Here is a 26100-nt window from a genome sequence, read left to right on the forward strand (position 1 = left end):
GGATCCCATGCCGACCTTGAGACCCAATTTCCGCGGAACCCGCCGCCTTGCGGCCGCGCTTCTGGCCGGGGGGGCGCTGCTGGCCCCCGCCGCCGCCTTCGCCGAGACCACGATCACCGCCGTCATGCATTCGGCGCTGCGGGTGCTCGACCCGGTGATTACCACCGCCCATATCACCCGTGACCACGGCTACATGATCTATGACGTGCTGACCGCGGTGGACGAGACCTTCACCCCCCGGCCTCAGATGGCCGACTGGACGGTGTCGGAGGACGGGCTGGTCTACACCTTCACCCTGCGCGACGGGCTGATGTTCCATGACGGCGCACCGGTCACCGGCGAGGATGTCGTGGCCTCGCTGACCCGCTGGGGCAAGCGCGACTCGGGCGGCCAGCTGATTTTCGACGTCACCGCGAGCCTGGAGGCGCCCGACGACAAGACCGTCGTCTGGACGCTGAGCGCGCCCTTTCCGCCGCTTCTGAACGTGATCTCAAAGCAATCGGCGGTGCCGCCCTTCATCATGCCCGCCCGCGTCGCGGCGACCTCGTCCGACGAGACCATCACCGACTATGTCGGCTCGGGTCCGTTCAGGTTCGTCGAGGACGCATATGAACCGGGCGTGTCGGTGACCTATGAGAAGTTCGACGACTACGTGCCGCGGGACGAACCCGCCTCGTGGATGGCCGGGGGCAAGGTCGTCAATGTCGACCGCGTGGTCTGGACGACCATGCCCGACAGCCTGACCGCCATCAACGCGCTGGCCGCGGGCGAGATCGACTATCTGGAACAGGTGCAGGTCGACCTTCTGCCGATCCTCGACGGGGCGCCGGATGTCACCGTCGAGATGCGCGACCCGCTGGGCTTTGTCACCATCGGGCGTCCGAACTTCCTGCATCCTCCCTTCGACAACAAGAAGGTGCGTCAGGCCGCGAACCTTGCGCTGAGCCAGGAAGACGTCCTGGCCACGATGATGGGCTCGCCCGACTATTACACCATCTGCGGCGCGATCTTCGGCTGCGGCACGCCGCTGGGCGACGAGACCGGGTCGGAGCCCATCACCTCGGGCGCGCATCCCGAAGAGGCGAAGGCCCTGCTGGAAGAGGCCGGCTATGACGGCACGCCGATCGTCCTGATGGCGCCGACCGACGTGATCAGCCTGACCAACCAGCCGGTGGTCGCCGCGCAGGCGCTGCGCAACGCGGGCTTCAATGTCGACATGCAGCCGATGGACTGGCAGTCGGTCGTTCAGCGCCGCGCCCAGCAGAACCCGCCCTCCGAAGGCGGCTGGAACATCTTCTTCACCAACTGGATGGTGCCGGAGATTTCCGACCCGCTGATCAACGTCATGGTCAACGGCCGCGGGAACGAGGCCTGGTTCGGCTGGCCGTCCGACCCCGAGATCGAGACGCTGCGCGCCGAGTACGTGCAGGCCGCGGACGATGCCGCCCGCAAGGCGGTCGCGGTCAAGATCCAGGCGCATGTGATGGACAACGTCAACTACATCCATCTCGGCGAATACAAGATGCCCCAGGCGCGGCAGAACACGATCCAGAACATGATCCCGTCGCCGGTTCCGGTGTTCTGGGCCATGACCAAAGAGGCGGACTGATCCGCCGCAGGCAGAGGCGCACCGCGCGCCTCTGCCTGACGTCTTCGATTTGCGCCCGCTGGCGCCGGCTTCCACGATCTTCCGGCAAGGAGTGCCGTCCATGTTCGGCTACATTCTCAAACGGGTGCTGGCGACGATCCCGGTGATGGTCATCGTCGCGATCTTCGTCTTCCTGCTGCTGAGGCTGACCCCCGGCGATCCTGCCGCGATCCTGGCGGGCGATGCGGCGACGCCCGCGCAGCTGGAGCGCATCCGCGACCGGCTGGGGCTCAACGACCCCTTGCATGTCCAGTTCGTCACCTGGGCGGGCCAGATCCTGAGGGGCGATCTCGGCACGTCCCTCATCTCGAACACCTCCGTTTCGGGCATGATCGCGGACCGGCTGGGGCCGACGCTGAACCTTGCGGTCATGACCATCGTGATCTCGGTTCTGCTGGCCGTGCCGATGGGCGTGATCGCGGCCTGGCGTCACCGGACCTGGGTCGATTTCCTGGTGATGTCGTTCTCGGTGCTGGGCTTTTCGGTGCCGGTCTTCGTGATCGGCTATATCCTGATCCAGATCTTCGCGATCGAGCTGCGCTGGGTCCCGGTGCAGGGCTACAAGCCGCCCGCCGACGGCATCGGCCCGTTTCTGGCGCGCGCGATCCTGCCCGCGCTGACCCTGGCCACGATCTATGTCGCGCTGATCGCCCGCATGACCCGCGCCTCGATGCTGGAGGTGCTGGGCGAGGACTATATCCGCACCGCCCGGGCCAAGGGCGTGCGCGAAAACGTGGTGCTTTTCCGCCATGCGCTGCGCAATGCGGCCGTGCCGATCCTGACCATCATCGGCACCGGCTTTGCGCTGCTGATCTCGGGCGTGGTGGTGACCGAAAGCGTCTTCAACATTCCCGGCATCGGGCGGCTGACCGTCGATGCGATCCTCGCCCGCGACTATCCGGTGATCCAGGCGATGATCCTGCTGACCGCCGGGATCTATGTCGTCGTCAACCTGGCGGTCGACATCTCCTATTCCCTCTTCGACCCCAGGATCCGCTACTGACATGGCCAAGGCTTCCCCCTCCCGCCAGAGCGCCTTTCACGTCCTGACCGGGCTGTTTTCCCTGCCCGCGGGCGCCCGGCTCGGGATCGGCCCGACGATTGCGGCCGCGATCCTTCTGGGCATCGTCGCCGCGTCGGTCTGCGCGCCGCTCTATGTGCCCTACGACCCCCTGGCGATGGACTCGCTTTCCCGGCTGCGGCCGCCCTCCGACGCGCATCTTCTGGGCACCGATCAATATGGCCGGGACATCTTCAGCCGGGTGATGACCGGCGGGCGAGTGTCGCTGCTGATCGGCGTCGGCGCGGCGCTGGTCAGCGTGGGGCTGGGGCTGGCGATCGGGCTGGTCGCGGGCTTCTTCCGTGCCGCCGACGGCCTCATCATGCGGATCATGGACAGCCTGATGGCGATCCCCGCGATCCTGCTGGCCATCGCGCTGGTCGCGCTGAACGGGCCGAGCCTGGGGTCGGTCATCATCGCGATCACCATCCCAGAGGTGCCGCGGGTGGTGCGCCTCGTGCGGTCCGTCGTGCTGACCGCGCGCGAGGAACCCTATGTCGAGGCCGCCATCGCGCTGGGATCCTCGATGCCCAAGATCCTGATCCAGCACCTGATGCCCAACACGCTGGCGCCGCTGATCGTGCAGGGCACCTATATCTGCGCCTCGGCGATCCTGATCGAGGCGATCCTCAGCTTTCTGGGGGCGGGCGTCTCGACCGAGATCCCGACCTGGGGCAACATCATGGCCGAAGGCCGCAGCTATTTTCAGATCAAGCCGGGGATGATCTTCTGGCCCGGATTGCTGCTGTCGCTCTGCATCCTCGCGATCAACCTTCTGGGCGACACCGCGCGCGATCTGCTCGATCCGCGCCTGAAGAAGCGGGAGGGCTGAAATGGAGTTCAAGTCCAGAGATTTCTCCGATGCGGCCCGGGTGCTGAAGATCCGCGGGCTCAAGGTGGGCCTCGCCGGCCGGCCCGAGGCCGCCCCGGTGATCGACGGCATCGACCTCGACATCCGCGCGGGCGAAACCCATTGCCTCGTGGGCGAAAGCGGGTCGGGCAAGTCGGTGACCTCGCTGGCGATCATGGGGCTTCTGCCCAGGGGCGCGCTGGAAGTGCGGGGCGGGTCTATCGACCTCGAAGGGGTCGAGATCACCCAGGCCAGCGCGGCCGAGATGCGCGGGCTGCGGGCGATGCGGCTGTCGATGATCTTTCAGGAACCGATGACCGCGTTGAACCCCGTCCTGCGCGTCGGCGAGCAGATCGAGGAGGTGCTGAACATGCACACCGATCTGTCCGCCGCCGATGCCAGGCAGCGCACGCTCGACATCATGGAACAGGTGCATCTGCCCGATGTCGAGCGGATCTATCGGGCGTTTCCCCATCAATTGTCGGGCGGGCAGCGCCAGCGGATCATGATCGCGATGGCGCTGGTGCTCGACCCGCATCTGCTGATCGCGGACGAACCCACGACGGCGCTCGATGTCACGACGCAATTGCAGATCCTCAAGCTGATCGCGGAATTGCAGGCCCGCAAGGGCACGGCGCTTCTGTTCATCACCCATGACATGGGCGTCGTCGCCGAGATCGCCGATACGGTCAGCGTGATGCAGAACGGCCGGATCGTGGAACGCGCACCGATCCACGAGCTGCTGACCGCGCCGAAAGAGGACTATACCCGCAAGCTTCTGACCGCGGTGCCGACGCTGGCCCCCCGGGCGGCACGGCCCGACGCCAGGGGCGGGGATGTGCTGAAGGTCGCGGACCTTGAAATGGTCTACGGCGGTGGCGGCGTCCTGCGCCGCGGCGGAGGCGTCACGGCGGCCAGCGAGGTGAGCTTTGCCATCGGCCCGGGCCGCACCCTCGGGATCGTGGGCGAAAGCGGCTCGGGCAAGTCCACCGTCGCGCGCTGCATCATGCGGCTGATCGATCCCACCGGCGGCGCGGTCCATGTGGCGGGCACCGAAATCTCGCGGCTTCCCCGGCGCAGTCTGCGGCCGCACCGCAAGCATCTGCAGATCGTCTTTCAGGACCCCTACCGCTCGCTCAACCCGCGATGGACCGTCGCGCGGAGCCTCTGCGAAGGCCCGATCAATTTCGGTACGCCCAGGGCCGAGGCGCTGGCCCATGCCGCCGAACTGATGGAGATCGTGGGCCTGCCGCGCGACGCCCTTCGCCGCTATCCGCACCAGTTCTCGGGCGGGCAGCGCCAGCGCATCGCCATTGCCCGGGCGGTGGCGATGAAGCCGGATCTGCTGGTGGCGGACGAGGCCGTCTCGGCGCTCGATGTCAGCGTGCAGGCGCAGGTGCTGGACCTGCTCGACGACGTTCAGGCCAAGTTCGGCATCGCCATGCTGTTCATCACCCACGATCTGCGGGTGGCCGCGCAGATCTGCGACGAGGTGCTGGTGATGCAGAAGGGCCGCGTGGTCGAACACGGACCCGCCGCCAATGTCCTGTCCGATCCGCACCACGCCTATACCCGGACCCTGATCGAGGCGGCGCCCGGGCGGCATTGGGACTTTGCCAATTTCCGCGCCCTCGACACCGCTCCCGCCCCCGGCCCGAAAGGAGAGACCGCATGACCGTCCTGCCGAAGATCCAGGATTTTGCCGCCGAGCTGACGGCGCTCTTCCAGGATTTCCACACCCACCCCGAGCTTGGCTTCGAAGAGACCCGCACCGCGGGCATCGTCGCCGACAAGCTGCGCAGCTTCGGCGTCGACGAGGTGCATGAGGGCCTCGGCGGCACCGGCGTCGTGGGGCTGATCAAGGGCAAGGGCGGCGGCAACCGCCGGGTGGGGCTGCGCGCCGACATGGACGCGCTGCCGATCGCCGAGGCCTCGGGGCTGCCCTATGCCTCGAAGAGCCCAGGGCGGATGCATGCCTGCGGCCATGACGGCCATACGACGATGCTGCTGGGGGCCGCGCGCTATCTGGCCGAGACCCGCGATTTCGACGGCACCGTCGTTCTGATCTTCCAGCCCGCCGAAGAGGGTCTGGGGGGCGCGCGCCGGATGATCGCCGAGGGGCTCTTCGAACGCTTCCCCTGCGACGAGATCTACGGCATGCACAATGACCCGAATGCCGAGCCGGGCACCGTCACCGTGACGCCCGGCCCCGCGATGGCCGGGGCCAGCTTCTTCGACATCACGGTCAGGGGCACCGGCAGCCATGCCGCCATGCCGCACCAGTCGAAGGACCCGATCGTGATCGGCACCGCCCTGGTCCAGCAATTGCAGACCGTGGTCAGCCGCAACACGCCGCCGACGAAACCGGTGGTGATCTCGGTCACCACCTTCAATGCCGGATCGGCCTATAACGTCGTGCCCGATACGGCCGTGATCACCGGCACGATCCGCTATTTCCACGACGAGGTGGCCGAGATGGCGCATGAGCGGATCCGCGCGCTCTGCGCCGGGATGGGCCAAGCCCATGGCGTCGAGATCGAGGTCGATCTGCGCAATGTCTTCGACGTGCTGGTGAACGATCCCGATCTGTCCGACGCCTATGTCGCCGCAGCAGCAGATGTGGTTGGCGCGGGCATGGCGACCCTGACGGATGACCAGATGACCGGCTCGGAGGATTTCGCCGACATGCTCAAAGTCGTGCCCGGCGCCTATTGCCGGGTCGGCCATGCGGGGTCCGTGCCGCTGCACAATCCGGCTTTCGTGCTGGACGATGCGATCCTGCCCGTGGGTGCCTCGGTCTATGCGCGCATCGTCGAAACCCGGTTGGCGCCCACAGGCTAGACACAAGGCCCGTTTCCCTTCCCGGCGGGGTCAGCCCCGCCCCTTCCCAACGGCCCCTGCTCCGGGCGCCGAACCAAGAGGTATTGCCCAATGACCAATCCGCTCGATCTGCCCTTCGATACCGACGAGATGCTGGCGGGCCTGAAACCCTGGATCGAGACCGAAAGCCCGACCTTCGACGCGGCGGCGGTCAACCGGATGATGGACCTGGTCCAGCACGAGCTGGCCGCGCTGGGCGCGCGGGTCGAGCGCATTCCGGGCCGCTTGGGCCTTGGCGACAGCGTACGCGCGACGATGCCGCACCCGCGCGCGGGCGAGGGCGGGATCCTGCTCTTGGGCCATATGGACACCGTCCACCCCATCGGCACACTCGAAAAGCTTCCGTTCCGGGTCGAGGGCGATGTCTGCTACGGCCCCGGGCTGATGGACATGAAGGGCGGCAACTACGTCTATCTGGACGCGCTGCGCAAGCTGCTGGCCGCGGGCGTCGAGACGCCGCTGCCGGTCACGGTCCTGTTCACCCCCGACGAGGAAATCGGCACCCCCTCGACCCGCGAGCTGATCGAGGCCGAGGCCCGGCGCCACAGGTTCGTCCTGGTGCCCGAACCCGCGCGTCCCGATGGCGGCGCGGTGATCGGCCGCTATGCCATCGCGCGGTTCAACCTGCAGACGCGCGGCAAGCCCAGCCATGCGGGCTGGCAGCTGTCCGAAGGCCGCTCGGCGATTGCCGCGATGGCACGGAAGGTGGCCGAGATCGAGGGCATGACAACCGATGACTGCACCTTTTCCGTCGGGGTCTTCCGTGCCGGCCAGTGGGTCAACTGCGTCTCGTCGGTCTGCGATGCCGAGGTGCTGACCATGGCCAAGACCCAGGACCTGCTGGACGAGGGCGTGGCCAGGATGATGGCGCTCAACTCCGACGCGGGCGAGGTGGTGATGGAGGTCCGCCGCGGCGTGACGCGGCCGGTCTGGGAGCCCGACCAGCCCGGCACCATGGCGATGCTGGCGCTGGCGCAGGAGATCGCGGGCGAGATCGGGTTCGAGATCACCGGGGCCTCGGCGGGCGGCGGCTCGGACGGCAACTTCACCGGCGCGCTGGGCATTCCGACGCTCGATTCCATCGGGGTCTGCGGCAAGGATCTGCATACGCTGAACGAGCACATCCTGCTCGACAGCCTGGTCGAGCGGGCGAAGCTTGCCGCGGCCCTCTACTGCCGGCTCGGCGCATGATGTCCGCGGCCCTGTCGCGGACGATGGAGATCCGCAAGCATGTGGTCGAAACCGACCGCGGCGTGGTCGCGGCCCAGCACCGCCAGGCGGCCGAGGCGGGGGCCGAGGCGCTGCGCGCGGGCGGCGACGCGGTCGATGCCGCCGTCGCCTGCAGCTTCGTGCTGGGGGTGCTGGAGCCCTGGATGTCCGGCCCCGCCGGGGGCGGCGCGGCGCTGCACTGGCGCGCCGATACCGGCCGTGCGCATGCGCTGAATTTCGGCATGCGCGCGCCCGCCGCCCTGCGCATCGAGGATTTCCGGCTGTCGGGCGAGGGCATCGCGGGCGATCTCTTTCCCTGGGACCGGGTGGTCGAGGATCGCAACGTGCTGGGGGCAAAGGCGGTTGCGGTTCCGGCCCTTGTCGACGGGCTCGAGGCCGCGCATGGCCGCTGGGGTCGGCTGCCCTGGGCCGAGCTTGTCGCCCCGGCCATCGCCGAGGCGCGGCGCGGCCTCGCCATCGACTGGTATGCCGCCCTCATCATCGCCAGCGCCACCCGCGATCTGGCCCGCGACCCGGACGCGGCGGCGCTGTTCCTGACCGACGGCCAATGGCCCCGGACCTTTTCCTGGGCCGCAGGCTCCGGCGACCGGCTGGATCAGTCGCGCATGGCCGACAGCCTCGACATCTTCGCGCGGGACGGGGCGAAGGCCCTGCATGGCGGCGATCTCGGCGCGGCCCTGGCGCGGGACGTTCAGGACAAGGGCGGCTATCTTGGCCTCGACGATCTGGCCCGCAACCGCGCGCGGTTCGAGACCCCGCTTGCCGTGCCCTATCGCGATGCGCTTTTCCATGTCATGCCGGGGCTGACCGCCGGTCCGACCTTCGCCCGGGCGATGGAGGATCTGGCAGCCGAGACCCTGTCCGGCCCCGACAGTGCCTGTCCCGCCTATGCCCGGGCACTGATCGCCGCCTATCGCGACCGGCTGGGCGGGATGGGGGCCGATGGCGAAATCTCGGCCGCCCCCGGCTCGACGACGCATTTTTCCGTCATCGACCGCGCGGGCAACATGGTGGCGCATACCCAGACGCTGCTGTCGCTGTTCGGCGCGCGCGTGGTCTCGCCCGCGACCGGGTTGCTGCTGAACAACGGCATCATGTGGTTCGACCCGGTGCAGGGGCGCCCGAACTCGCTGGGTCCGGACCGGCCCTGTCTGATGAATGTCTGCCCCGCGCTCGGCCATGCGGGCGGCCGGCGGTTCGCCCTGGGGGCGGCGGGCGGGCGCAAGATCGTCGGTGCGGTGACCCAGCTTGCCTCCTTCCTCACCGATTTCGGGATGGATCTCGAGGCCGCCTTCGCGCGGCCCCGGATCGACGTCTCCGGCACCGACCGGATTATCGCCGACGACCGCATCCCGGGCACGACGCTTGACGAACTCCGGATGGTGGCCCCCGTCACCGTCACCCGAAAATCGATCCTGCCTTACCCCTTCGCCTGTCCGTCCGGCGTCCTGCAGGTGGCCACGAGGCGGTCTGGCATGACCGAACCCACCAGCGCCTGGGGCGACGCCGTTGCCGAACAGGACTGACCGGCCGTCCGCCAGGCGAGACTGACATATCCGATGCCACCGGCCTCGCCGATCTCGGCGCCCTCGAAGCCCGCCGCCTGATCGGCCGCGGCAAGCCGTCCGCGGAAGAACGGGCGCGGGCCTGCATCGCCCGGACCGATGCCATCGATCCCGAGGTGGACGCGGTCGTCTTGCGCCAGGTCGACGGGCAGGTCGATGCGGACCGCACGGCCGGGCGTCCGCTCTGTGCGCCGCACGGGCGTCCGGTGCCCATCGAGGGCATGAACGTTGTCGCGGGCCGGAACGGGCAATGGCCCGACCGGCCCCTGCGCTGGCACAAGCCGCGGCGGGTCCTCGCCTGCGCCCATGACGATCTGTTCCACCCGGCCGTGCCCGACGCATTGGTCGGCCGGGTGTCCGCCGTTCAGGCGCCTCGCCCCCGCCCGCGTCTCAGGTGGAGACGAAGCGAGCGGAGCGCATGCGGGCGCGCACGGCATGCGCGACCCGTGTCAGGCGGCGGGCGTGGCCTTCTTCTTCAAGCCGTGGGGTGAACGGGATCTGCGTCGCGGCTTTTCCTGCCCCCACTGTCTCTGGAAGGATGGATGGCATCATTTGACCCTGAGGGCTCGATGCGCCGCATGGACAAGCGCGCCGCCGGTCGCTGCTCGACGGCAGAAGCCGGGATGAATGGCGGAAGGAAGCGATGACTGACCGCGCTCCGCACCCCATCTGCGTCCGACTGCGGGATCCAGAGGCGATGTTCGGCGTCGGCCGAACGGCCTGCCATCGTGATCCTCAAGCGCCGGAACATCGGGCCGATCCGCCGGAAGGATCCAACACTGGCATGAGGTCCGCAACCAATGACAGCGGGCGGATAGGCCAGGGTGCATGCTGGCGGGGCACATCGCCAGATTTGCAATGGCCAGATTTCGCAATGGAACCGATCTATTCTGGCGCACCCGACAGGATTCGAACCTGTGACCTTCGCCTTCGGAGGGCGACACTCTATCCAGCTGAGCTACGGGTGCGTCGTCCGGTCTTTTAGCGTGGCCCCGCAGAGGACGCAATGACCGAAGCGCAGCTTTTGGGCAGTCTTTTCGTCGATCCTCGGCGACGGCTCGATGGCCCGGCCCGGGGGGCGACGGGCGCCCAAGCTGCCCCCGACGATGGTCCGGAGATTTCGACCCGTGCGGCCGGGCAGGGGACCGCGGGCGGTGACGACATGCCCGCGCGGGCCGCAGCTCTAGACCATCAGGCCGCGGGAGCGGAGCACCTCGGCGACGGTCAGGGCGGTGAATTCCGTCTTCGTCCAGATCGCGACGACATTGGCCGCCTCGGCCTTGGCGCTCATGAAGGGCGAGGGCCAGTCGCTGACCATGACCACCGGGATCTGGCTCCAGCCGCGGTGTGCGGACAGCTCCAGAGCGAAATTCGCGCCCTTCCCGTCGGGAAGGGAATTGTCGAGAAAGATGATCGAGATCGGCTCCTCGTAAAGGCATTGTCGTGCCTCGGCGAGGGTGGCGGCGAAGCGCACCTGAAGCGACTTGTCAATGGCGGCGAGTTTCCGCTGCATGATCATCCGGTCGAAATCCGTATCCTCGACGACGAGGCAGATGGGTGCGGACTGAGTCATCCTGTCGGCCCCTTGTGGCGTTGGTCTCGATGCGGGCGTGTATTCTGGTTTCGTGAGCATCTCTGGTCTCGTGAAATGGAACGACGCCGCCCGACCCCCGCATGGAGGCTGACGTTAGGGAAAGCATACTCGAAAATGCCGCAGCGTCGCAGGAACAAATCATGAAAATACAACCGATCGTCGCAAGATCCGACAAGCCTTTGAAATGCGGGTCCGTCACGCGTTTCGCCCGACAGGCCTTGTGCCCGGTCGGAGCCGCCGCAAACGGGCGGGGACCCCGGTCCGGGAGGCGGCCTTTCGGCCCGGGCGCGGAGCGGCCTGCACGCGCCGATCGGCCTGAGGCGAATTGTCCCAATGGCGTAGACAAACGCACATGTCGTCCCCAGACTGACCCGGCACACGACCGTTCCCATGGAAAGAGCCATGCCCGTGACCAAGACCGATGCCGGCCCCCGGAGCCCCGCCCGCCGCTCCGCGATCAAGACGCTTGCCGCCGCCGCTGCCGGCACCGCGAGCCTGCCGCTCTGGGCGCGCTATGCCGGCGCCCAAAGCGCTGCGCCGATCCGGATCGGGTTCCAGATGCATGCGACCGGCATCGGCGCCGCCTATGGCCGCTGGTACGACCGCACCACCCGGGCCGCGCTGCGGCTGATCAACGAGGCGGGCGGCATCAACGGGCGGCCGGTCGAGCTGGTCACCGAGGATGACGGCACCGATCCCAAGCGCGGCGCCGAGGTGGTCGAGAAATTCGCCAGCCTGCACCGCTGCGATGTCGGTTATGGCACGCTTTTCAGCCATGTGGTGATGGGCTCGGCGCCCCGCGCGGGCGAGCTGAAGCTGCCCTATTTCGTGGTCTCCGAAGGCCATCACGTGGCCTCGGGCGCGCTCAACCGCTGGACCCTGCAGCCCGGCATCACCGATGTGAAAAGCCAGGTTCTGGCGATGGCGCCCTTCGTGCGCGAAAACCTCGGGCGCAAGGTCACGATGATCTTCCCCGACTACGCCTTCGGCCACGACCATCGCGACTTCTTCAGCCAAGCGATCGAGGCCCAGGGCGGCGAGGTGGTGGCCAAGCTGGCGATCCCGCCCACCGAAACCTCCTTTACCAAGTATTTCGCCAAGATCCCGCGCGAGACCGAGGTGATCTACCACGTCATGGTCGGCCCCTCGGTCCTGACCTTCGTCAAGGAGATGGGCGAATTCTTCGGCCCGTCGCGGCCCGAGATCTTCGGCTTCATCGACAGCCTCGAGTCGGTCGATCTGCAAAGCCCGGGGCTCGACTTCCTCGAGGGCACCTATTTCTGGGAGGGCATGCCCCGCTACGTCCAGCCCGACCAGACCGAGTTCGACCGCCATTACCGCGCGGCCATCGGCATCGACGAGAACGGCGCGCTGGCCGCCGATCCGTCCGATGTTTCGGCCTATGCCCACATGTTCGGCTGCTGGGAGACGCTTTACGTCATCAAGGCCGGGATGGAGGCCTGCGGCTATCGCGGCCCCGACGACCGCGCGGCGCTGGTCGAGGCGGTCGAGGCGATGACCGAGATGCCGCTGTCGAACGACCACCCGCAGGGCGCCAAGCTCTTCAACGGGCGGACGCACCAGGTCTTCGGACCGCAATACATCTCGAAGGTCGAGAACGGGCGGCTGGTCGTGCAGGCGGAAACCCCGATCGAGGCCGGGTTCTATCCCGACGAGGTCGACTACACGACCCAATCGCTCTAGGCAGGGTCCCGGAGCGCGCGCGCCGAGGCCCGGGTCCGGGCGCGGTCGCGCGTGCCGCTTGTCCTTACGGGGCCGGGTTCTGAGCCCGGCCCATCCCGACCCGGAGCGCCCATGGAATTCGGCCCCCATCTGATGCTTGCCGTGCTGGAGGGCGCGGTCACCGCGGCCGTGCTGGCGCTGATGGCCTCGGGGCTCAGCCTCGTCTTCGGGGTGATGCGCGTCGTCAATGTCGCCCATGGCCAGTTCTTCATGCTGGGCGCGGTGCTGGCCTGGGCGGTGTCCTCGGCGCTGGGGGGCGGGGCCGTGGGCTTTGTCGCGGCACTCCTGCTGGCGCCGGTCATCGCCGGGGCGCTGGCGGTCGCGGCCGACCTGACCGTGCTCAAGCGCGTGGGCTACGACCCCGAACGGACCATCGTCGCCACCATCGGGCTGCTCTATATCCTGCAGCAGGCCGCGCTGATGACCTATGGCCCCGAGGCGCGCCCCGTGGCGCCGCCCTTCAACGACCGCCTCGCGCTGCCCTGGATCGAATTCGGCCCGGAGGGACCTGGGCTGATCTGGCCCTGGGGGTTGTCGATCACCTCTTACAAGCTCTTCGTGATGGGGGCCGCTGCGGCGGTGCTGGCCGGGCTCTGGGCGCTGATGACCCGGACCGGGATTGGCCTCGTGATGCGGGCGACCCAGCTGGACCGCGAGACCGCGCAGGCCTTCGGCATTCCGGTCGAACGGGTCTATGCCGGGGTCTTCGGGCTGGGGGCGGCGCTGGCCGCCCTTGCGGGCGTGCTGATCGTGCCGATCCAGCAGGCGCATTACCTGATGGGGGGCGACGCGCTTCTGCTGTCCTTCATCGTGGTCATCATCGGCGGGCTTGGCAGCCTTGGCGGCACGGTGATCGCGGCGCTGCTGATCGGGCTGTCCGACGGCATCGTCTCGGTCTTCTTCTCGCCGACGCTGGCCAAGATCCTCGCCACGCTGCTGGTGGCGCTGGTGCTGGTCTTCCGGCCCGAGGGCTTGATGGGCAAGGCCGCGCGATGAGGGGCGGGCGCCTCATCGGGCTGCATCTGGGGCTGGTCGCGGTCCTTTTTGCGCTGAATTTCGTCCTGCCCGCCTACAGCCATGGCACCGTCGCCCGGGTGATGGTGCTGGCGACCTATGCGATGGGCTACAACATCCTCTTCGGCTATACCGGGCTCCTGAGCCTCGGCCATGCGATGTTCTTTGCGGCGGGCATGTACGGGCTTGCGATGCCGATGACGCATCTGGGCCTTGGCGCCGGGCCTGCGCTTCTGACCGGCATCGGTTCTGCGGCGGTCCTGTCGCTGGGCGTGGGTCTCTTGGCGCTGCGCACCAGGGGTGTGGCCTTCATGATCGTGACGCTGATGTTTTCGCAGGCGGCCTGGCTGACGATCCTGCTTGCGGGGCGCTGGACAAGGGGCGACGAGGGCGTGGTGATCCCGCAGGCCGACCGGATGCTGCTGGGGCTCGACCTCTCCGACCCCTCCACCCGCTATCTGGCGGCGCTTGCGCTGTTCTCGGCGGTCCTTTTCGGCACGCTCTGGCTGGTCCGCCAGCCGATCGGCCGGGTACTGGTCGCGATCCGCGAGAACGAGGACCGGGCCGAGCTTCTGGGCTATGACACCTTCCGCCACAAGCTGGGCGCGGTCGTGCTGTCGGGCACGGTGTCGGGGGCGGCCGGCGCGGCCTACGGGCTTTTCTTCGGCTATGCCGGGGCCAGCTTCGCCGAAACGCACTATTCGATCTTCCCGCTGCTCTGGGTCCTGCTGGGCGGCGCGGGCACGGTGATCGGGCCGTTTCTCGGCACGCTCTTCATGTTCTACCTGATCGACCTCACCTCGGGGCTGACGCCCGCCTACATGCTGGTCGCGGGCGTGGCGCTGGTTCTGTTGACCCTCTTCGCCCCGCAGGGCCTGGCGGGCGAGATCCGGCGCCGCTGGTGGCGGGGCCTGCCATGAGCGCGCTGCTCTCGACCCGGGCGCTCTCGCGCAGCTTCGGCGGGCTGCGCGCCGTCCATGAGGTCGATCTGGACCTCGGCCCCGGCGAGGTGCGCGCGCTGATCGGGCCCAATGGCGCGGGCAAGACCACCTTCGTGTCGATGCTGATCGGCCGGGTCGCGCCCTCCTCGGGGCGCGTCCTCTTCGACGGGCAGGACATCACCCGGCGGCCCGCCCATGCCCGGGTGCGGCTGGGGCTGGCCTATACCTTTCAGATCACCTCGGTCTTCGCCCGGCTTCCGGTCGCCGAGAACGTGGCGCTGGCCGCCCGCCGCAGGCTGGGTCGCGACCGTGCCGCCGTCGCGGCCGAGGTCGCGCGCACGCTCGGCCGGGTCGGGCTGACGGGCCGCGAGAAGATCGCGGCGGCCGATCTGAGTTATGGCCACCAGCGGCTTCTGGAACTGGCCATGGGGCTGGCGCAGGCGCCGCGCCTGCTGATCCTGGACGAGCCGACGCAAGGCTTGTCCGAGCCCGAGATCGAGACCTTCAAGGCGCTGGTCCGCACCCTCGCGGGCGAGACCGCGATCCTGCTGATCGAACATAACATGGGCGTCGTGATGGAGCTGGCCGACCGCATCACCGTGCTCGATGCGGGGGTCGTGCTGGCCGAGGGCGCGCCCGCCGCGATCCGGGCCGATGCGCGGGTGCAGGCCGCCTATCTGGGAACCGCCGCCGATGCTTGAGTTGAAGAACATCGCGGCGGGCTACGGGCCGGTCCGGGTACTGCACGGGCTCAGCCTGACGGTCCGGCCGGGCGAGATCACCTGCCTTCTGGGCCGGAACGGGGCGGGCAAGACCACGGCGATGAAGGCGATCATGGGGCTTTTGCCGCTTGCTTCGGGCCAGGTGCTGCTGGACGGCGAGGATATCGGCCGGCTGCCCGCCCATGAGGTGCCGCGCCGGGGCATCGGCTATATCCCGCAGGGGCGGCGGCTGTTTTCGGATCTGACGGTCGCGCAGAACCTCGAGATCGGGATGCGCTGCCGCCATAGCCCGCCCGAGGTCCGCGACCGCGTTCTGGAGATGTTCCCGCGGCTTGCCGACCGGATGGGCCAGCGCGCGGGCACCCTGTCGGGCGGCGAACAGCAGATGCTGGCAACCGCCCGCGCGCTATGCGTCGATCCGCGCGTGTTGTTGCTGGACGAGCCGACCGAAGGCTTGCAGCCCTCGATGATCGCGCTGATCCGCGACACGGTTCTCAGGCTGCGCGACGAAGGTGTGGCGATCCTTCTGGTCGAACAACGGCTCGACGCGGTGCTGGCCACAGCCGACCGGGCGGTGATCCTCGAGAACGGCGCGGTTCGGGCCGAGGCCGATGCCGCGGAGCTGCGGGCCGAACCCGATCTGCTGCGGCGCCATCTCGGGGTTTAACACCCCATATCCCATTGCAAGACAGGCAGTTGCAATGGGATGCTCATGTTTTACGTGAACCTGTGAGCGGTCCCTGTCCTACAGGTCCTTCACCAGCCGCAACGCGTCGTAGATCGCGGCATGCACGTTGCGCGCGGCCACCGCGTCACCGATGCGGAACAGCCGATAGCGCCCCTCGGGATTGCGGCCCAGCGCCTGCGGCCGCCCTTCGATCAGCGCGGGGTAATCGACCTCGCCCAGGTTCGACGCGCCCGGCCGCAGCCCGAAATAAAGATCGTCAAGCGGATGCGTGCCCGTATTGACCACCACCTGATCGACCTGCCGTTCGCGCGTCTCGGGGCCGTAATCGCTGCCAAGCACCGCGGTCAGCGTATTCCCCGTCCGCCGGATCGCATCGAGCCGCCAGGTCGGGGTCCAGACCACATCGGCCCGCTGCAGGGCCCGGAGCGCCGGGGTCAGCGACATCGCCATCACCTCGGGCACCAGGCTGCGGTCGCGGCAGACGATCTCGACCCGCGCGCCGGCCGCGGCCAGCGCCTCGGCGGTCTGCAGCCCCGCATGATCGCCCGCATCGTCCCACAAAAGCACGTTCATGCCCGGCCGCACCTCCCCCGACAGGATGTCCCAGGCCGAAACCGCAAGCCCGTCGCCCTCGGCCAGACCCGGCTCGGGCGGCAGGCCGCCGGTGGCGACGATCGCCACATCGGGCGCCTCGGCCTGCACCGTCTCGGGCTCGGCCCAGGAATTGAACCGGAAGCCGACGCCAAGCCGGGTGCATTCGGCCATGCGCCAGTCGATCACCGCCATCATCTCGGCCCGGCGCGGGTGGCGCGCCAGCAGCCGGACCTGACCGCCCGGATCGTTCCCGGCCTCGTGCAGCACCACCTCGTGCCCGCGTTCGGCCGCGACCCGCGCGGCCTCGAGCCCGCCGGGACCGGCGCCGACCACCACCACCTTCAGGGGCGTGGCGGCCTTCGCCACCAGATGCGGCATCGTCAGCTCGCGCCCGGTGGCGGGGTTGTGCAGGCAATAGGCGGACCCGCCCTGATAGATGCGGTCGAGGCAGTAATTGGCGCCGACGCAGGGCCGGATGCGGTCCTCGGTGCCCGCCACCAGCTTGGCGATCAGATGCGGGTCGGCCAGATGCGCGCGGGTCATGCCGACCATGTCGAGCTTGCCTTCGGCGATGGCGTGGCGCGCGGTCGCGAGATCGGGAATGCGCGCGGCATGCAGGGTGGGCAGCCCGGTCGCGGCCCGGATCCCGCCCGCGAAATCGAGATGCGGGGCGCTTTTCATCCCCTGCACCGGGATCACGTCGGTCAGCCCGGCATCGGTGTCGATATGGCCGCGGATCACGTTCAGGAAATCGACCAGCCCGCTGTCCTTCAGCCGCCGGGCAATCTCCAGCCCCTCGGCCGCGCCGATCCCGCCCGGCAACGCCTCGTCGGCGACATGGCGGATGCCGACGATGAAATCGGGGCCGACCCGGTCGCGGATCGCCCGCAGCACCTCCATCGACAGGCGCATCCGGTCGTCGAGATCGCCGCCCCAGGGCGGCTCCAGCGCATTGGTCAAGGGCGACCAGAACTGGTCGAGCAGATGGCCATAGGCCTCAAGCTCGATCCCGTCGAGCCCGGCCGCCTGCATCCGCTCGGCGGCATCGGCATAGTCGGTCACGATGCGCGCGATGTCCCAGTCCTCGGCGGTCTTGGGAAAGGCGCGGTGCGCGATCTCGCGGGCGGGCCCGGCCGAGACCACCGGCAGCCAGTCGCCCCGGTCCCAGCGGGTGCGGCGGCCCAGATGGGTCAGCTGGATCATCACCGCCGTGCCGTGCTCGTGGCAGTCGTCGGTCAGCCGTTTCATCCAGCCCACCACCTCGTCCTTCCAGGCGAGGATGTTGTTGAAGGCGGGCGGGCTGTCGCGCGAGACCGAGGCCGACCCCGCCGTCATGGTCAGCGCGACCCCGGCCCGGGCGCGTTCGACGTGATAGGCGCGGTAGCGGTCCTTGGGCAGGCCGTCCTCGGCATAGGCGGGCTCGTGCGCGGACAGGAAGATCCGGTTCTTCAGCGTCAGGTGGCGCAGCCGGAAGGGCGAAAGCAGGGGGTCGTTGGTCATCGGGCTCTCCGTCGGTCGCGCCGAGTGTTCCCCGCGCCGCAGCGTTCTGGCAAGCCGGACCGGGCTGCGCCGCTCGGCCGAATTGCGGGGCGGGGCGAAGTCGCCTAGGGATCGGGCATGTCCCCGTTGCGAAAGGCCGCCTCCGCATGACCGACCCGATCCGCACCACGCTTGACGTTCTTCTGGAAATTCTGGCGCCGCTCGAGGGGCGGTGCGTGCTTGATATCGGCTGCGGCCGGGGCGGGCTGGCCGGGCCCTTCCGCGCGGCCGGGGCCGAGTGGCGCGGGCTGGAACCCTTCCCGCAGGCGAGCGGCGCGCCCGGCATCGACGTGGCCCAGGCCGAGGCGATGCCCTATCCCTCGGGCGCCTTCGATGTCGCGGTCATCGTCAACGCGCTGCATCACATCCCGGTCGAGGGCATGGGCGACGCGCTGGCCGAGGCGGCACGGGTGATCGCGCCCGAGGCGCCGCTGGTGGTGATCGAGCCGCGCGTCGAGGGCGATCTGAGCCAGGTGATCGCGACCGTCGATGACGAGACCGAGATCCGCACGGCGGCGCAGGCCGCGCTTGATGCCGCGGTGGCCTCCGGGCTTCTGACCGAGACCCGCGCCTTCGACTATGTGCGGCGCGAGGTCTATGACGATTTCGACGCCTTCGTCGGCCGGATCTCGTCCTTCGCGCCCGAGCGCGGCGTGCTGACCGAGGATCTGACCGAGGCGCTGCGCGCGGCGTTTCTGGCGCGCGCGGGCCGCGAGGGCGCGGCCTTCACCCTGACCCAGCCGATGTCGGCGCGGCTGTTCCGGCGCGGTCCGGCGGCAGGCTAGGGGCGCGCGCCGCCGCCCAGACCCCGCCCGCCAGAAGGTCGCCCACCACCGCGCGCAGGGTTTCGGCCACCGCCTCCTGGGCACGGGTCACCGGGCGCGCGGCCGGCCGGATCAGCCAGGCCCCGCGCCAGAGCCCCGGCGCCGCGATCCGGCTGACGATCAGCGCGCGGGCCTCGGCCTCGGGCGCGACCGCGTGCCAGGGCAGCACCGAGGCGCCGAAGCCCGCCGCGACCAGGTTCTTGATATTGGCATAGGAGTCGATCTCGACGGCCAGCTCCGGCGCAATCCCGTCGGTCGCAAGCCGGGCGTCGAGCATCCGGCGCAGCCCATGCGCCCGGCTTGGCAGCACCAGCGGCACGCCGTCAAGCGCGGCCAGCCCGATTTCCGGCGGGGCGGGCCAGTCGGGCGGCCAGAGCACGACCAGTTCCTCTTCCAGCAGCGGATCGCAAGCCAGACCCGGATCGGCGGGCGCCTCGTAAAGCACCGCCAGATCGACCCGGCCTTCGGACAGCCATCCGGCGACGAACCCGCTCATCGCCTCGGCGATCTGCAGCGTGATCCGCGGATAGCGCTCGCGCAGCGCCTCGATCAGCGGCACCGCCAGAAGCCCGCCGATGGTGCCGGTCAGCCCGATCGCGACCCGGCCCGAGGGGTCGGTCTCGAGCCCGCGGATCTCGGCCTCGGTCCGCGCGACCTCGTCGAGGATCGACCGCGCCCGCCGCGCCAGAAGCTCGCCCGCCTCGGTCGGCACCACCCCGGTCGGACGGCGCAGCAACAGCCGGGTGCCCAGCCGGTCCTCGAGGTTGCGCACATGCAGCGACAGCGCGGGCTGGGCGACGTTCAGCGTGCCCGCCGCCCGGGTGATCGACCCGCGTTCGACGATTTCCAGAAAATAGCGAAGCTGCCGCAGATCCATGCCCGTGCCCGAAGGGTCCAGCCTGCCCCATATAAAAACCATATGGCAGTCAGGCAAAGAATATATTTGCATGATGGGAGGACGTGCGCATTTCTGGCTCAAATGCCCCAGGCAGGACCCTCCATGCAGACCGACCCCCATCAGGACATCCGCGACGCCATCCGCGCGCTGTGCGCGACCTTCCCGCCCGAATATCACCGCCGGATCGATGCCGAACGCGGCTATCCCGAGGCCTTCGTGCAGGCGCTGACCGAAGCCGGATGGATGGCGGCGCTGATCCCGGAAGAGTATGGCGGCTCGGGGCTGGGGCTGACCGAGGCTTCGGTGATCATGGAAGAGATCAACCGCTCGGGCGGCAATTCCGGCGCCTGTCACGGCCAGATGTACAACATGACGACGCTGGTCCGGCACGGCTCGGAAGAGCAGCGCCGCCGCTACCTGCCGAAGATCGCGGCGGGCGAGCTGCGGCTGCAGTCGATGGGCGTGACCGAGCCCACCACCGGCACCGACACCACCCGGATCAAGACCACGGCGGTCAGGACGGGCGACCGCTATGTCATCAACGGCCAGAAGGTCTGGATCAGCCGGGTCCAGCATTCCGACCTGATGATCCTTCTGGCGCGCACGACGCCGCTGGCCGAGGTCGCGAAGAAATCCGAAGGCCTGTCGATCTTCCTCGTCGATATCCGCGAGGCGATGGGCTCGGGCATGACGGTGCGGCCGATCCCCAACATGGTCAATCACGAGACCAACGAGCTGTTCTTCGACAATCTGGAAATCCCGGCCGAGAACCTGATCGGCGAGGAGGGGCAGGGGTTCAAGTACATCCTGACGGGGCTCAATGCCGAACGCACGCTGATCGCGGCCGAATGCATCGGCGACGGCTACTGGTTCACCGACAAGGTCAGCGCCTATGTCCGCGAACGCCAGGTCTTCGGCCGCCCCATCGGGCAGAACCAGGGCGTGCAGTTCCCGATTGCCGAGGCCTTCATCGAGGTCGAGGCCGCCAGCCTGATGCGGTTCGAGGCCTGCCGGATGTACGATGCCGGCCAGCCCTGCGGCGCCCAGGCCAACATGGCCAAGTATCTGGCCGCCAAGGCGTCGTGGGAGGCCGCCAATGCTTGCCTGCAATTCCATGGCGGCTTCGGCTTTGCCTGCGAATACGATGTCGAACGCAAGTTCCGCGAGACGCGGCTTTACCAAGTGGCGCCGATCTCGACCAATCTCATCCTCAGCTACGTGGCCGAACACGTGCTGGGCCTGCCGAGGTCGTTCTGATGCGCCCGCTCGACGGCATCGAGGTGGTCGCGGTCGAACAGGCGGTGGCCGCCCCCTTCGCGACCGCGCGGCTGGCCGATGCGGGCGCCCATGTGATCAAGATCGAGCGGCCCGGCGGCGATTTCGCGCGCGGCTATGACGATGCCGCGGCCGGGCAGTCCAGCTATTTCGTCTGGCTCAACCGCGGCAAGGAGACCCGGACGCTGGATCTGGCCAGCGAGCCGGGACGCGCGGCGCTGGCGGATCTGCTGGCCGGGGCCGATGTGCTGGTGCAGAACCTCAAGCCCGGCGCGCTGGCGCGGCTTGGCTTTTCCGACGCGGTGCTGGCGCGCGACTATCCGCGGCTGATCTCCTGCGCGATCTCGGGCTATGGCACCGAGGGTCCGTTTGCCGACCGCAAGGCCTATGATCTGCTGATCCAGGCGGAATCGGGGCTGTCCTCGATCACCGGGGGGCCCGACGAACCGGCGCGGGTGGGGGTCTCGATCGTCGATATCGCGACCGGGGCCACGGCCCATTCGGCGATCCTCGAGGCGCTGATCCGCCGCGGCGTGACCGGGCAGGGGGCACGGATCTCGGTCTCGATGTTCGACGTGATGGCCGAATGGCTGACCGTGCCGCTGCTGAACCACGAGGCCGGGCGCACGCCGGGGCGGGTCGGGCTCGCGCATCCCTCGATCGCGCCCTACGGGGTGTTTCATCCCGGCGATGGCCGCCCGATCCTGATCTCGATCCAGAGCGACCGCGAATGGCGCGCACTGGCCGAGCACTTCCTCGACGCGCCCGGGCTGGGCACCGATCCGCGCTTTGCGACCAATGTGGTGCGGGTCCGGAACCGCGCCGAGACCGACCGGATCGTCGCCGAGGCCTTTGCCCGGCGCAGCGGCGCGGAGGCCGTGGCGGCCCTGGTCGCCGCCGACATCGCCTTTGCCTCGGTCAACGACATGGCCGGGCTCTCGGCCCATCCGCATCTGCGCCGGATCGAGGTCGACAGCCCCAATGGCCCGGTCACGATGCCCGCGCCCGCCGCCCGGGTCGAGGGCGAGACGCGCCGCTACGGCCCGGTGCCCGCCCTGAAACCCCGGGAGACCTGAATGGATCTCGATATCGAGCATCTGCGCGGCTGGATCGGCCGGGAGGAGACCGCGACCGAGCGGCTGACCCCCGATCTGGTCCGCCGCTTCGCCGCCACCTTCGACCGGACCTGGCCGCTGCAGCCCGGCAACGAGGCGCCGCTTCTGATCCATTTCTGCCTGGCGCAGCCGACGGTGCCGGGCGCCGAGCTTGGCCCCGACGGCCATCCGGCGCGGGGCGGGTTCCTGCCGCCGGTGCCGCTGCCCCGGCGGATGTGGGCGGGGGGCGCGTTCCGCTTTCACACGCCGCTGCGGGTCGGAGACAGCGTCACCCGGCGGTCCACCATCGCCGATGTCACGCTGAAACACGGTCGTTCGGGGCCATTGCTGTTCGTGACGGTCGAGCACAAGATCCGCGCCCGCGGGCGGCTCGCGCTGACCGAACGGCAGGATCTGGTCTATCGCGCCGCCGCCCCGTTCAGCCCGCCTGCGGCTGACCCGGCCGCGCAGGGCAGTTCGGTCCGGCGGCTGATGCCCGGGCCAGTGATGCTGTTTCGCTATTCGGCCCTGACCTTCAACGGCCACCGCATCCATTACGATGCCCCCTATGCGCGCGAGGTCGAGGGCTATCCCGGTCTCGTGGTGCATGGGCCGATGCAGGCGACGCTGCTTGTGCAATTCGCGGCCGATCTCAAGGGCAGCTGCCCGTCGCGCTTTGCCTTCCGCAGCGTCTCGACCGTGTTCGACACCGCCGAGATGGAGATGCATGCCAATTGCGAGGGCGACAGCCTGCGGCTCTGGACGGCGCAGGCGGGCGGCCCGGTCGCGATGGAGGCCACCGCAAGCTGGTAGCGCGGGGCCTTGGTCCCGGATGGTTCCGGCGTGGCCTGCGCGACAACAGGCCCGCACGGCGGGGTCTTTCAAGTCCCTCCGGTCAAAGAAGGCTGGCCATCGGCCGCCGGGCGCGGTAGCTGGCAGGAACGGCACCGCTGTCGCGGTCGCGCCGGGAGGCCAAAGGCGCCCGGCAGAGCGAAAACGGCGCCTGCCGGGACGCTGCGAGTCCGCCCGCCGAGGATTGGCGGTGTCGCTGCGCCCCGGAAAATGCTAGAACGGAATACAACCGGAACGGGAGCAAGGTGAAGCCTTGACCGAGGACCGCACGCCCGAGACCGGCCTTGCCGGCACCTGGGCCCGCCTGCGCGCGGGCTTTCCCTATCTCCTGGCCGCCGGCCTCTTCGTCCTGGGGCTGGTGGCGCTTTACAAGCTGCTGGCGGCTGTCAATTTCGCCGATGTGGTGGCGCAGGTCCGCGCCACGCCCTGGTCGACGGTGGGTCTGGCGCTGGCGGCGACGGCGGCCAGCTATATCTCGCTGGTGGGCTATGACTGGTCGGCGCTGCGCTTCATCGGCAAGCCGCTGAAGTTTCCCGTGGTGCTGGCGGGCGGGTTCATGGCCTATGCCTTCGGCAACACCATCGGGCTGTCGGCGGTGTCGGGCGGGGCGGTGCGCTGGCGGGTCTATTCGGCGCTGGGGCTCGACGGCTACGACGTGGCCGCGGTCTCGACCTTCGCTGCGGTGTCGTTCGGGGTGGCGGCGACGGTGGTCGGGCTGGGCGCGCTGGCGGTCCATCCGGGCGCGCTGGCTGCGGTGCTGCCGCTTGCGCCCGGCACGGTCCGCATGCTGGCGCTGGCCGGTGTGGCGCTGATCGCGCTGCCGCTTTTGTGGGCCTCGCTGCGGCAAGGCTGCGTGAAGCTCGGCCGCTTCACCCTGCGCGCGCCGGCGCCGGGGGATCTGGCGGCGCAGATCGTCTTTTGCCTGGGCGATATCGGCTTCGCCGCCGCGACGCTTTATCTGCTGATGCCGGCGAACGATCTGGGCTTTGCCACCTTCCTCGCGCTCTTTGCCGCCGCGACCATGGCCGGGGTGCTGAGCCATGTGCCGGGCGGCGTCGGTGTCTTCGAGGCGGTGATGATCGCCGCGATGCCGGCCTCGGCCCCGGTCGAGGCGGTGGCGGCCTCGCTTTTGCTTTACCGGCTGATCTATTTCCTCGTGCCGTTCAGCGTGGCCCTGCTGGCGCTGGCCAGCTACGAGCTGTTCCGCTCGGCCGGCGCGCATCTGCCGCGTGGCCAGTGGGGGCGGGCGGTCGCGGCCGCCGATCCGGGCTTTCGCGCGGTCGAGGGGATCGCACCCCTGGTGCTGGGCACGATGATCCTGGGCGCCGGGCTCTGGATGAGCGTCTCGTCGATCCTGCCGCCCACGACCGAGGCCGCCCGCGCCGCCGAGGCGCTGTTCCCGCTGCCCTTCATCGAAGGCTCGGCCCTGGCCTCGAGCGTGATCGGGGCGGCGCTGGTGCTGCTGTCCTTCGGGGTGATGCGCCGCGCGCTGGCGGCTTTCTGGCTGGCGCTGGTGGTGATGGAGACCGGCGCGGCGGTGGCGCTGATCCAGGGCGTCGATCTGGACCGGGCGGTGTTTCTTGCGGCGGGCGCGCTGTTGTTGCTGCCGTTCCGCCATGCCTTCCACCGCCACACCATGCTGAGCCACGCGACGCTGACGCCCGCCTGGGTCGCGCTGATCGTGGCGCTGATCGCGGGCTTCGGCTTCGTGCTGTTCTTCGCCCATAAGCAGACCCCTTATGCGCATGAGCTCTGGTGGCAGTTCGCGGTCAACGAACGCGCGCCGCGCGCGCTGAGGGCGGTTCTGCTGGGCAGTCTCGTGCTGGGGCTCGGGGCGCTTCTGATGCTGTTGCGCGCGCCCCGCGTGGTGCCCGACCCGCCCGATGCCGAGGATCTGGCCGCCGCGGCGCGGATCGCGGGGGGCGGCGACAACCCCGATGCGGGCTTTGCGCTGACCGGCGACAAGTCGATCCTCGTCTCGGACGATGGCCGCGCCTTCGTGATGTTCGCGGTCTCGGGCCGGTCCTGGATCGCCTATGGCGGCCCGGTCGGCCCCGCCGACGCCGCCGAGGACGTGGCCTTCGCCTTCGTCGACGCGGCCCGGCGCGAGGGCGCGCGCCCGGCCTTCTACGAGGTCCGCGCGGCCGATGTGCCGATCATGCTGGATCTTGGGCTGTCGCTGCACAAGATGGGCGAGGAGGCGGTCGTCGATCTCACCCGGTTCTCGCTGGAAGGCTCGGCGCGCAAGAAGCTCAGGACGACCCATTCGCGGGCGCTGCGCGACGGGCTGTCGCTCGACTGGACCCAACCGCCCCACGCGGCCCCGCTTCTGGCCGAGCTGGGCGCCGTGTCGGATGCCTGGCTTGCGGCCAAACGCGCCCATGAAAAGGGGTTCTCGGTCGGGCGGTTCGATCCGGGCTGGCTGAACCGCTGGCCGGTGGCGACGGTGCGCCACGAGGGCCGGGTCGTGGCCTTTGCCAATGTGCTGGTCACCGACAGCCGGACCCAGGCCAGCATCGACCTGATGCGCCAGGTCGAGACCGCGCCGCCCGGCACGATGGAGTTTCTCTTCACCGCGCTGATGCTGCGGCTGAAGGACGAGGGCTATGGCGCCTTCTCGCTGGGCATGGCGCCGCTGTCGGGGCTGAGCCCGGAACGCAGCCGCAGGCTGTGGGACCGGTTCGGCGCGTTGATCTACCGGCACGGTCGGAGCTTTTACAATTTCGAAGGCCTGCGCGCCTTCAAGGCCAAGTTCGACCCCGACTGGCGGCCGCGCTATCTGGCGGCGCCTTCGGCGCTGCCGCCCTTGCTGACGCTGGCCGATGCCGCGCGGCTGATTGGCGGGCGTGCCGACCGGCGCAGCGCCGAGCGGCGCGGCAGCGACCGCCGGTACGAGGCCTGAGGCGCGTCCGGCAGGACATCTTCCAGCAGCCCGGAGGACCTTCCCCTTGGGGAAGGTTCGATTCGGGACGGCCCCGGACGCCGCTCGGGTGGCATTCCATTTCAGCACATGGCACCAGACTGATCGAATTTAAGGCAATTGCCGGTTTTGGGGGCTGAATCCCGCCCCCTTGCGCCTGCCGTCCCGG

At 69.2% G+C, this 26100-nt stretch carries 20 protein-coding genes and 1 tRNA gene; 17 read left to right on the forward strand and 4 right to left on the reverse strand.

The features are described 5' to 3' along the window. Positions 1–7: 7 nt before the first annotated feature. From C8N38_RS01840 to C8N38_RS01870, 7 genes are all read left to right on the forward strand, one after another. Positions 8–1609, forward strand: a complete 1602-nt coding sequence (locus C8N38_RS01840) for an ABC transporter substrate-binding protein (RefSeq protein WP_108023338.1) — start codon at positions 8–10, stop codon at positions 1607–1609. A gap of 100 nt (positions 1610–1709) precedes the next feature. Continuing rightward, entirely contained in the window at positions 1710–2651 is a 942-nt protein-coding gene (locus C8N38_RS01845; RefSeq protein ID WP_108023339.1) for an ABC transporter permease, read from the forward strand. Position 2652: 1 nt separating this feature from the next. Next, complete coding sequence (locus C8N38_RS01850; protein WP_108023341.1) at positions 2653–3540, forward strand: ABC transporter permease; 888 nt, start codon at positions 2653–2655, stop codon at positions 3538–3540. A 1-nt stretch (position 3541) separates the two neighbouring features. Then, entirely contained in the window at positions 3542–5233 is a 1692-nt protein-coding gene (locus tag C8N38_RS01855; protein WP_108023343.1) for a dipeptide ABC transporter ATP-binding protein, read from the forward strand. Beyond that, positions 5230–6399 carry a M20 aminoacylase family protein gene (locus C8N38_RS01860; protein ID WP_108023345.1) on the forward strand — a complete coding sequence of 390 codons (1170 nt, stop codon included), beginning with the start codon at positions 5230–5232 and terminating at the stop codon, positions 6397–6399. The genes C8N38_RS01855 and C8N38_RS01860 overlap by 4 nt, the downstream gene beginning before the upstream one ends. Positions 6400–6489: 90 nt before the next feature. Beyond that, entirely contained in the window at positions 6490–7629 is a 1140-nt protein-coding gene (locus C8N38_RS01865; RefSeq protein ID WP_108023347.1) for a M20/M25/M40 family metallo-hydrolase, read from the forward strand. Continuing rightward, positions 7626–9194 (forward strand): gamma-glutamyltransferase, encoded by a 1569-nt coding sequence (locus tag C8N38_RS01870; RefSeq protein WP_342750280.1) that lies wholly within the window; start codon positions 7626–7628, stop codon positions 9192–9194. The genes C8N38_RS01865 and C8N38_RS01870 overlap by 4 nt, the downstream gene beginning before the upstream one ends. A 930-nt stretch (positions 9195–10124) precedes the next feature. Here C8N38_RS01870 and C8N38_RS01880 read toward each other — a convergent pair. Both C8N38_RS01880 and C8N38_RS01885 read right to left on the reverse strand, forming a co-directional pair. Further along, positions 10125–10201 (reverse strand) — tRNA-Arg (locus C8N38_RS01880). A 215-nt stretch (positions 10202–10416) separates the two neighbouring features. After that, complete coding sequence (locus C8N38_RS01885) at positions 10417–10806, reverse strand: response regulator (protein ID WP_108023350.1); 390 nt, start codon at positions 10804–10806, stop codon at positions 10417–10419. Between the two features lie 423 nt (positions 10807–11229). Here C8N38_RS01885 and C8N38_RS01890 point away from each other — a divergent pair, with 423 nt between their 5' ends. The 5 genes from C8N38_RS01890 (at position 11230) to C8N38_RS01910 (ending at position 15914) form a co-directional block, all read left to right on the forward strand. Then, positions 11230–12531, forward strand: coding sequence for an ABC transporter substrate-binding protein (locus tag C8N38_RS01890; RefSeq protein WP_108023352.1), 1302 nt, complete (start codon positions 11230–11232; stop codon positions 12529–12531). A 111-nt stretch (positions 12532–12642) separates the two neighbouring features. Further along, positions 12643–13566 (forward strand): branched-chain amino acid ABC transporter permease, encoded by a 924-nt coding sequence (locus C8N38_RS01895; protein ID WP_108023354.1) that lies wholly within the window; start codon positions 12643–12645, stop codon positions 13564–13566. Beyond that, positions 13563–14504 (forward strand): branched-chain amino acid ABC transporter permease, encoded by a 942-nt coding sequence (locus C8N38_RS01900; protein ID WP_108023356.1) that lies wholly within the window; start codon positions 13563–13565, stop codon positions 14502–14504. The genes C8N38_RS01895 and C8N38_RS01900 overlap by 4 nt, the downstream gene beginning before the upstream one ends. Continuing rightward, a complete protein-coding gene (locus C8N38_RS01905) occupies positions 14501–15226 on the forward strand; it encodes an ABC transporter ATP-binding protein (RefSeq protein ID WP_108023358.1) in 726 nt (241 codons plus the stop codon). The genes C8N38_RS01900 and C8N38_RS01905 overlap by 4 nt, the downstream gene beginning before the upstream one ends. After that, positions 15219–15914 (forward strand): ABC transporter ATP-binding protein, encoded by a 696-nt coding sequence (locus tag C8N38_RS01910; protein WP_108023360.1) that lies wholly within the window; start codon positions 15219–15221, stop codon positions 15912–15914. Before C8N38_RS01905 ends, C8N38_RS01910 begins: the two co-directional genes overlap by 8 nt. 78 nt (positions 15915–15992) lie before the next feature. Here the strand turns inward: C8N38_RS01910 and C8N38_RS01915 are convergent, their stop codons facing one another. Then, a complete protein-coding gene (locus C8N38_RS01915; RefSeq protein ID WP_108023362.1) occupies positions 15993–18029 on the reverse strand; it encodes an oxidoreductase in 2037 nt (678 codons plus the stop codon). A gap of 146 nt (positions 18030–18175) precedes the next feature. Here C8N38_RS01915 and C8N38_RS01920 point away from each other — a divergent pair, with 146 nt between their 5' ends. Then, on the forward strand, positions 18176–18853 hold the full coding sequence (locus C8N38_RS01920; RefSeq protein WP_108023364.1) for a class I SAM-dependent methyltransferase: 678 nt from the start codon (positions 18176–18178) through the stop codon (positions 18851–18853). Here C8N38_RS01920 and C8N38_RS01925 read toward each other — a convergent pair. Then, positions 18795–19811 (reverse strand): LysR family transcriptional regulator, encoded by a 1017-nt coding sequence (locus C8N38_RS01925; protein ID WP_215731066.1) that lies wholly within the window; start codon positions 19809–19811, stop codon positions 18795–18797. The genes C8N38_RS01920 and C8N38_RS01925 overlap by 59 nt on opposite strands. 81 nt (positions 19812–19892) lie before the next feature. Between C8N38_RS01925 and C8N38_RS01930 the strand changes: the two genes are divergently transcribed. The 4 genes from C8N38_RS01930 (at position 19893) to mprF (ending at position 25913) form a co-directional block, all read left to right on the forward strand. Further along, complete coding sequence (locus C8N38_RS01930; RefSeq protein ID WP_108023369.1) at positions 19893–21047, forward strand: acyl-CoA dehydrogenase family protein; 1155 nt, start codon at positions 19893–19895, stop codon at positions 21045–21047. Further along, positions 21047–22141, forward strand: a complete 1095-nt coding sequence (locus C8N38_RS01935) for a CaiB/BaiF CoA transferase family protein (RefSeq protein ID WP_108023370.1) — start codon at positions 21047–21049, stop codon at positions 22139–22141. The genes C8N38_RS01930 and C8N38_RS01935 overlap by 1 nt, the downstream gene beginning before the upstream one ends. Beyond that, positions 22142–22972, forward strand: a complete 831-nt coding sequence (locus C8N38_RS01940) for an HTD2 family dehydratase (protein ID WP_108023372.1) — start codon at positions 22142–22144, stop codon at positions 22970–22972. 292 nt (positions 22973–23264) lie between these two features. Beyond that, positions 23265–25913 carry a bifunctional lysylphosphatidylglycerol flippase/synthetase MprF gene (gene mprF, locus C8N38_RS01945; protein WP_158272282.1) on the forward strand — a complete coding sequence of 883 codons (2649 nt, stop codon included), beginning with the start codon at positions 23265–23267 and terminating at the stop codon, positions 25911–25913. Positions 25914–26100 lie beyond the last annotated feature (187 nt).

It is taken from the genome of Rhodovulum kholense (assembly GCF_003053725.1).
GTDB lineage: Bacteria > Pseudomonadota > Alphaproteobacteria > Rhodobacterales > Rhodobacteraceae > Rhodovulum > Rhodovulum kholense.

Excerpts from the sequence above, each read along its gene's own strand:
- C8N38_RS01840 (WP_108023338.1), top strand. The coding sequence starts at position 8 with ATGCCGACCTTGAGACCCAATTTCCGCGGAACCCGCCGCCTTGCGGCC.
- C8N38_RS01845 (WP_108023339.1), top strand. The coding sequence starts at position 1,710 with ATGTTCGGCTACATTCTCAAACGGGTGCTGGCGACGATCCCGGTGATG.
- C8N38_RS01850 (WP_108023341.1), top strand. The coding sequence starts at position 2,653 with ATGGCCAAGGCTTCCCCCTCCCGCCAGAGCGCCTTTCACGTCCTGACC.
- C8N38_RS01855 (WP_108023343.1), top strand. The coding sequence starts at position 3,542 with ATGGAGTTCAAGTCCAGAGATTTCTCCGATGCGGCCCGGGTGCTGAAG.
- C8N38_RS01860 (WP_108023345.1), top strand. The coding sequence starts at position 5,230 with ATGACCGTCCTGCCGAAGATCCAGGATTTTGCCGCCGAGCTGACGGCG.
- C8N38_RS01865 (WP_108023347.1), top strand. The coding sequence starts at position 6,490 with ATGACCAATCCGCTCGATCTGCCCTTCGATACCGACGAGATGCTGGCG.
- C8N38_RS01870 (WP_342750280.1), top strand. The coding sequence starts at position 7,626 with ATGATGTCCGCGGCCCTGTCGCGGACGATGGAGATCCGCAAGCATGTG.
- C8N38_RS01885 (WP_108023350.1), bottom strand. The coding sequence starts at position 10,806 with ATGACTCAGTCCGCACCCATCTGCCTCGTCGTCGAGGATACGGATTTC.
- C8N38_RS01890 (WP_108023352.1), top strand. The coding sequence starts at position 11,230 with ATGCCCGTGACCAAGACCGATGCCGGCCCCCGGAGCCCCGCCCGCCGC.
- C8N38_RS01895 (WP_108023354.1), top strand. The coding sequence starts at position 12,643 with ATGGAATTCGGCCCCCATCTGATGCTTGCCGTGCTGGAGGGCGCGGTC.
- C8N38_RS01900 (WP_108023356.1), top strand. The coding sequence starts at position 13,563 with ATGAGGGGCGGGCGCCTCATCGGGCTGCATCTGGGGCTGGTCGCGGTC.
- C8N38_RS01905 (WP_108023358.1), top strand. The coding sequence starts at position 14,501 with ATGAGCGCGCTGCTCTCGACCCGGGCGCTCTCGCGCAGCTTCGGCGGG.
- C8N38_RS01910 (WP_108023360.1), top strand. The coding sequence starts at position 15,219 with ATGCTTGAGTTGAAGAACATCGCGGCGGGCTACGGGCCGGTCCGGGTA.
- C8N38_RS01915 (WP_108023362.1), bottom strand. The coding sequence starts at position 18,029 with ATGACCAACGACCCCCTGCTTTCGCCCTTCCGGCTGCGCCACCTGACG.
- C8N38_RS01920 (WP_108023364.1), top strand. The coding sequence starts at position 18,176 with ATGACCGACCCGATCCGCACCACGCTTGACGTTCTTCTGGAAATTCTG.
- C8N38_RS01925 (WP_215731066.1), bottom strand. The coding sequence starts at position 19,811 with ATGGTTTTTATATGGGGCAGGCTGGACCCTTCGGGCACGGGCATGGAT.
- C8N38_RS01930 (WP_108023369.1), top strand. The coding sequence starts at position 19,893 with ATGCAGACCGACCCCCATCAGGACATCCGCGACGCCATCCGCGCGCTG.
- C8N38_RS01935 (WP_108023370.1), top strand. The coding sequence starts at position 21,047 with ATGCGCCCGCTCGACGGCATCGAGGTGGTCGCGGTCGAACAGGCGGTG.
- C8N38_RS01940 (WP_108023372.1), top strand. The coding sequence starts at position 22,142 with ATGGATCTCGATATCGAGCATCTGCGCGGCTGGATCGGCCGGGAGGAG.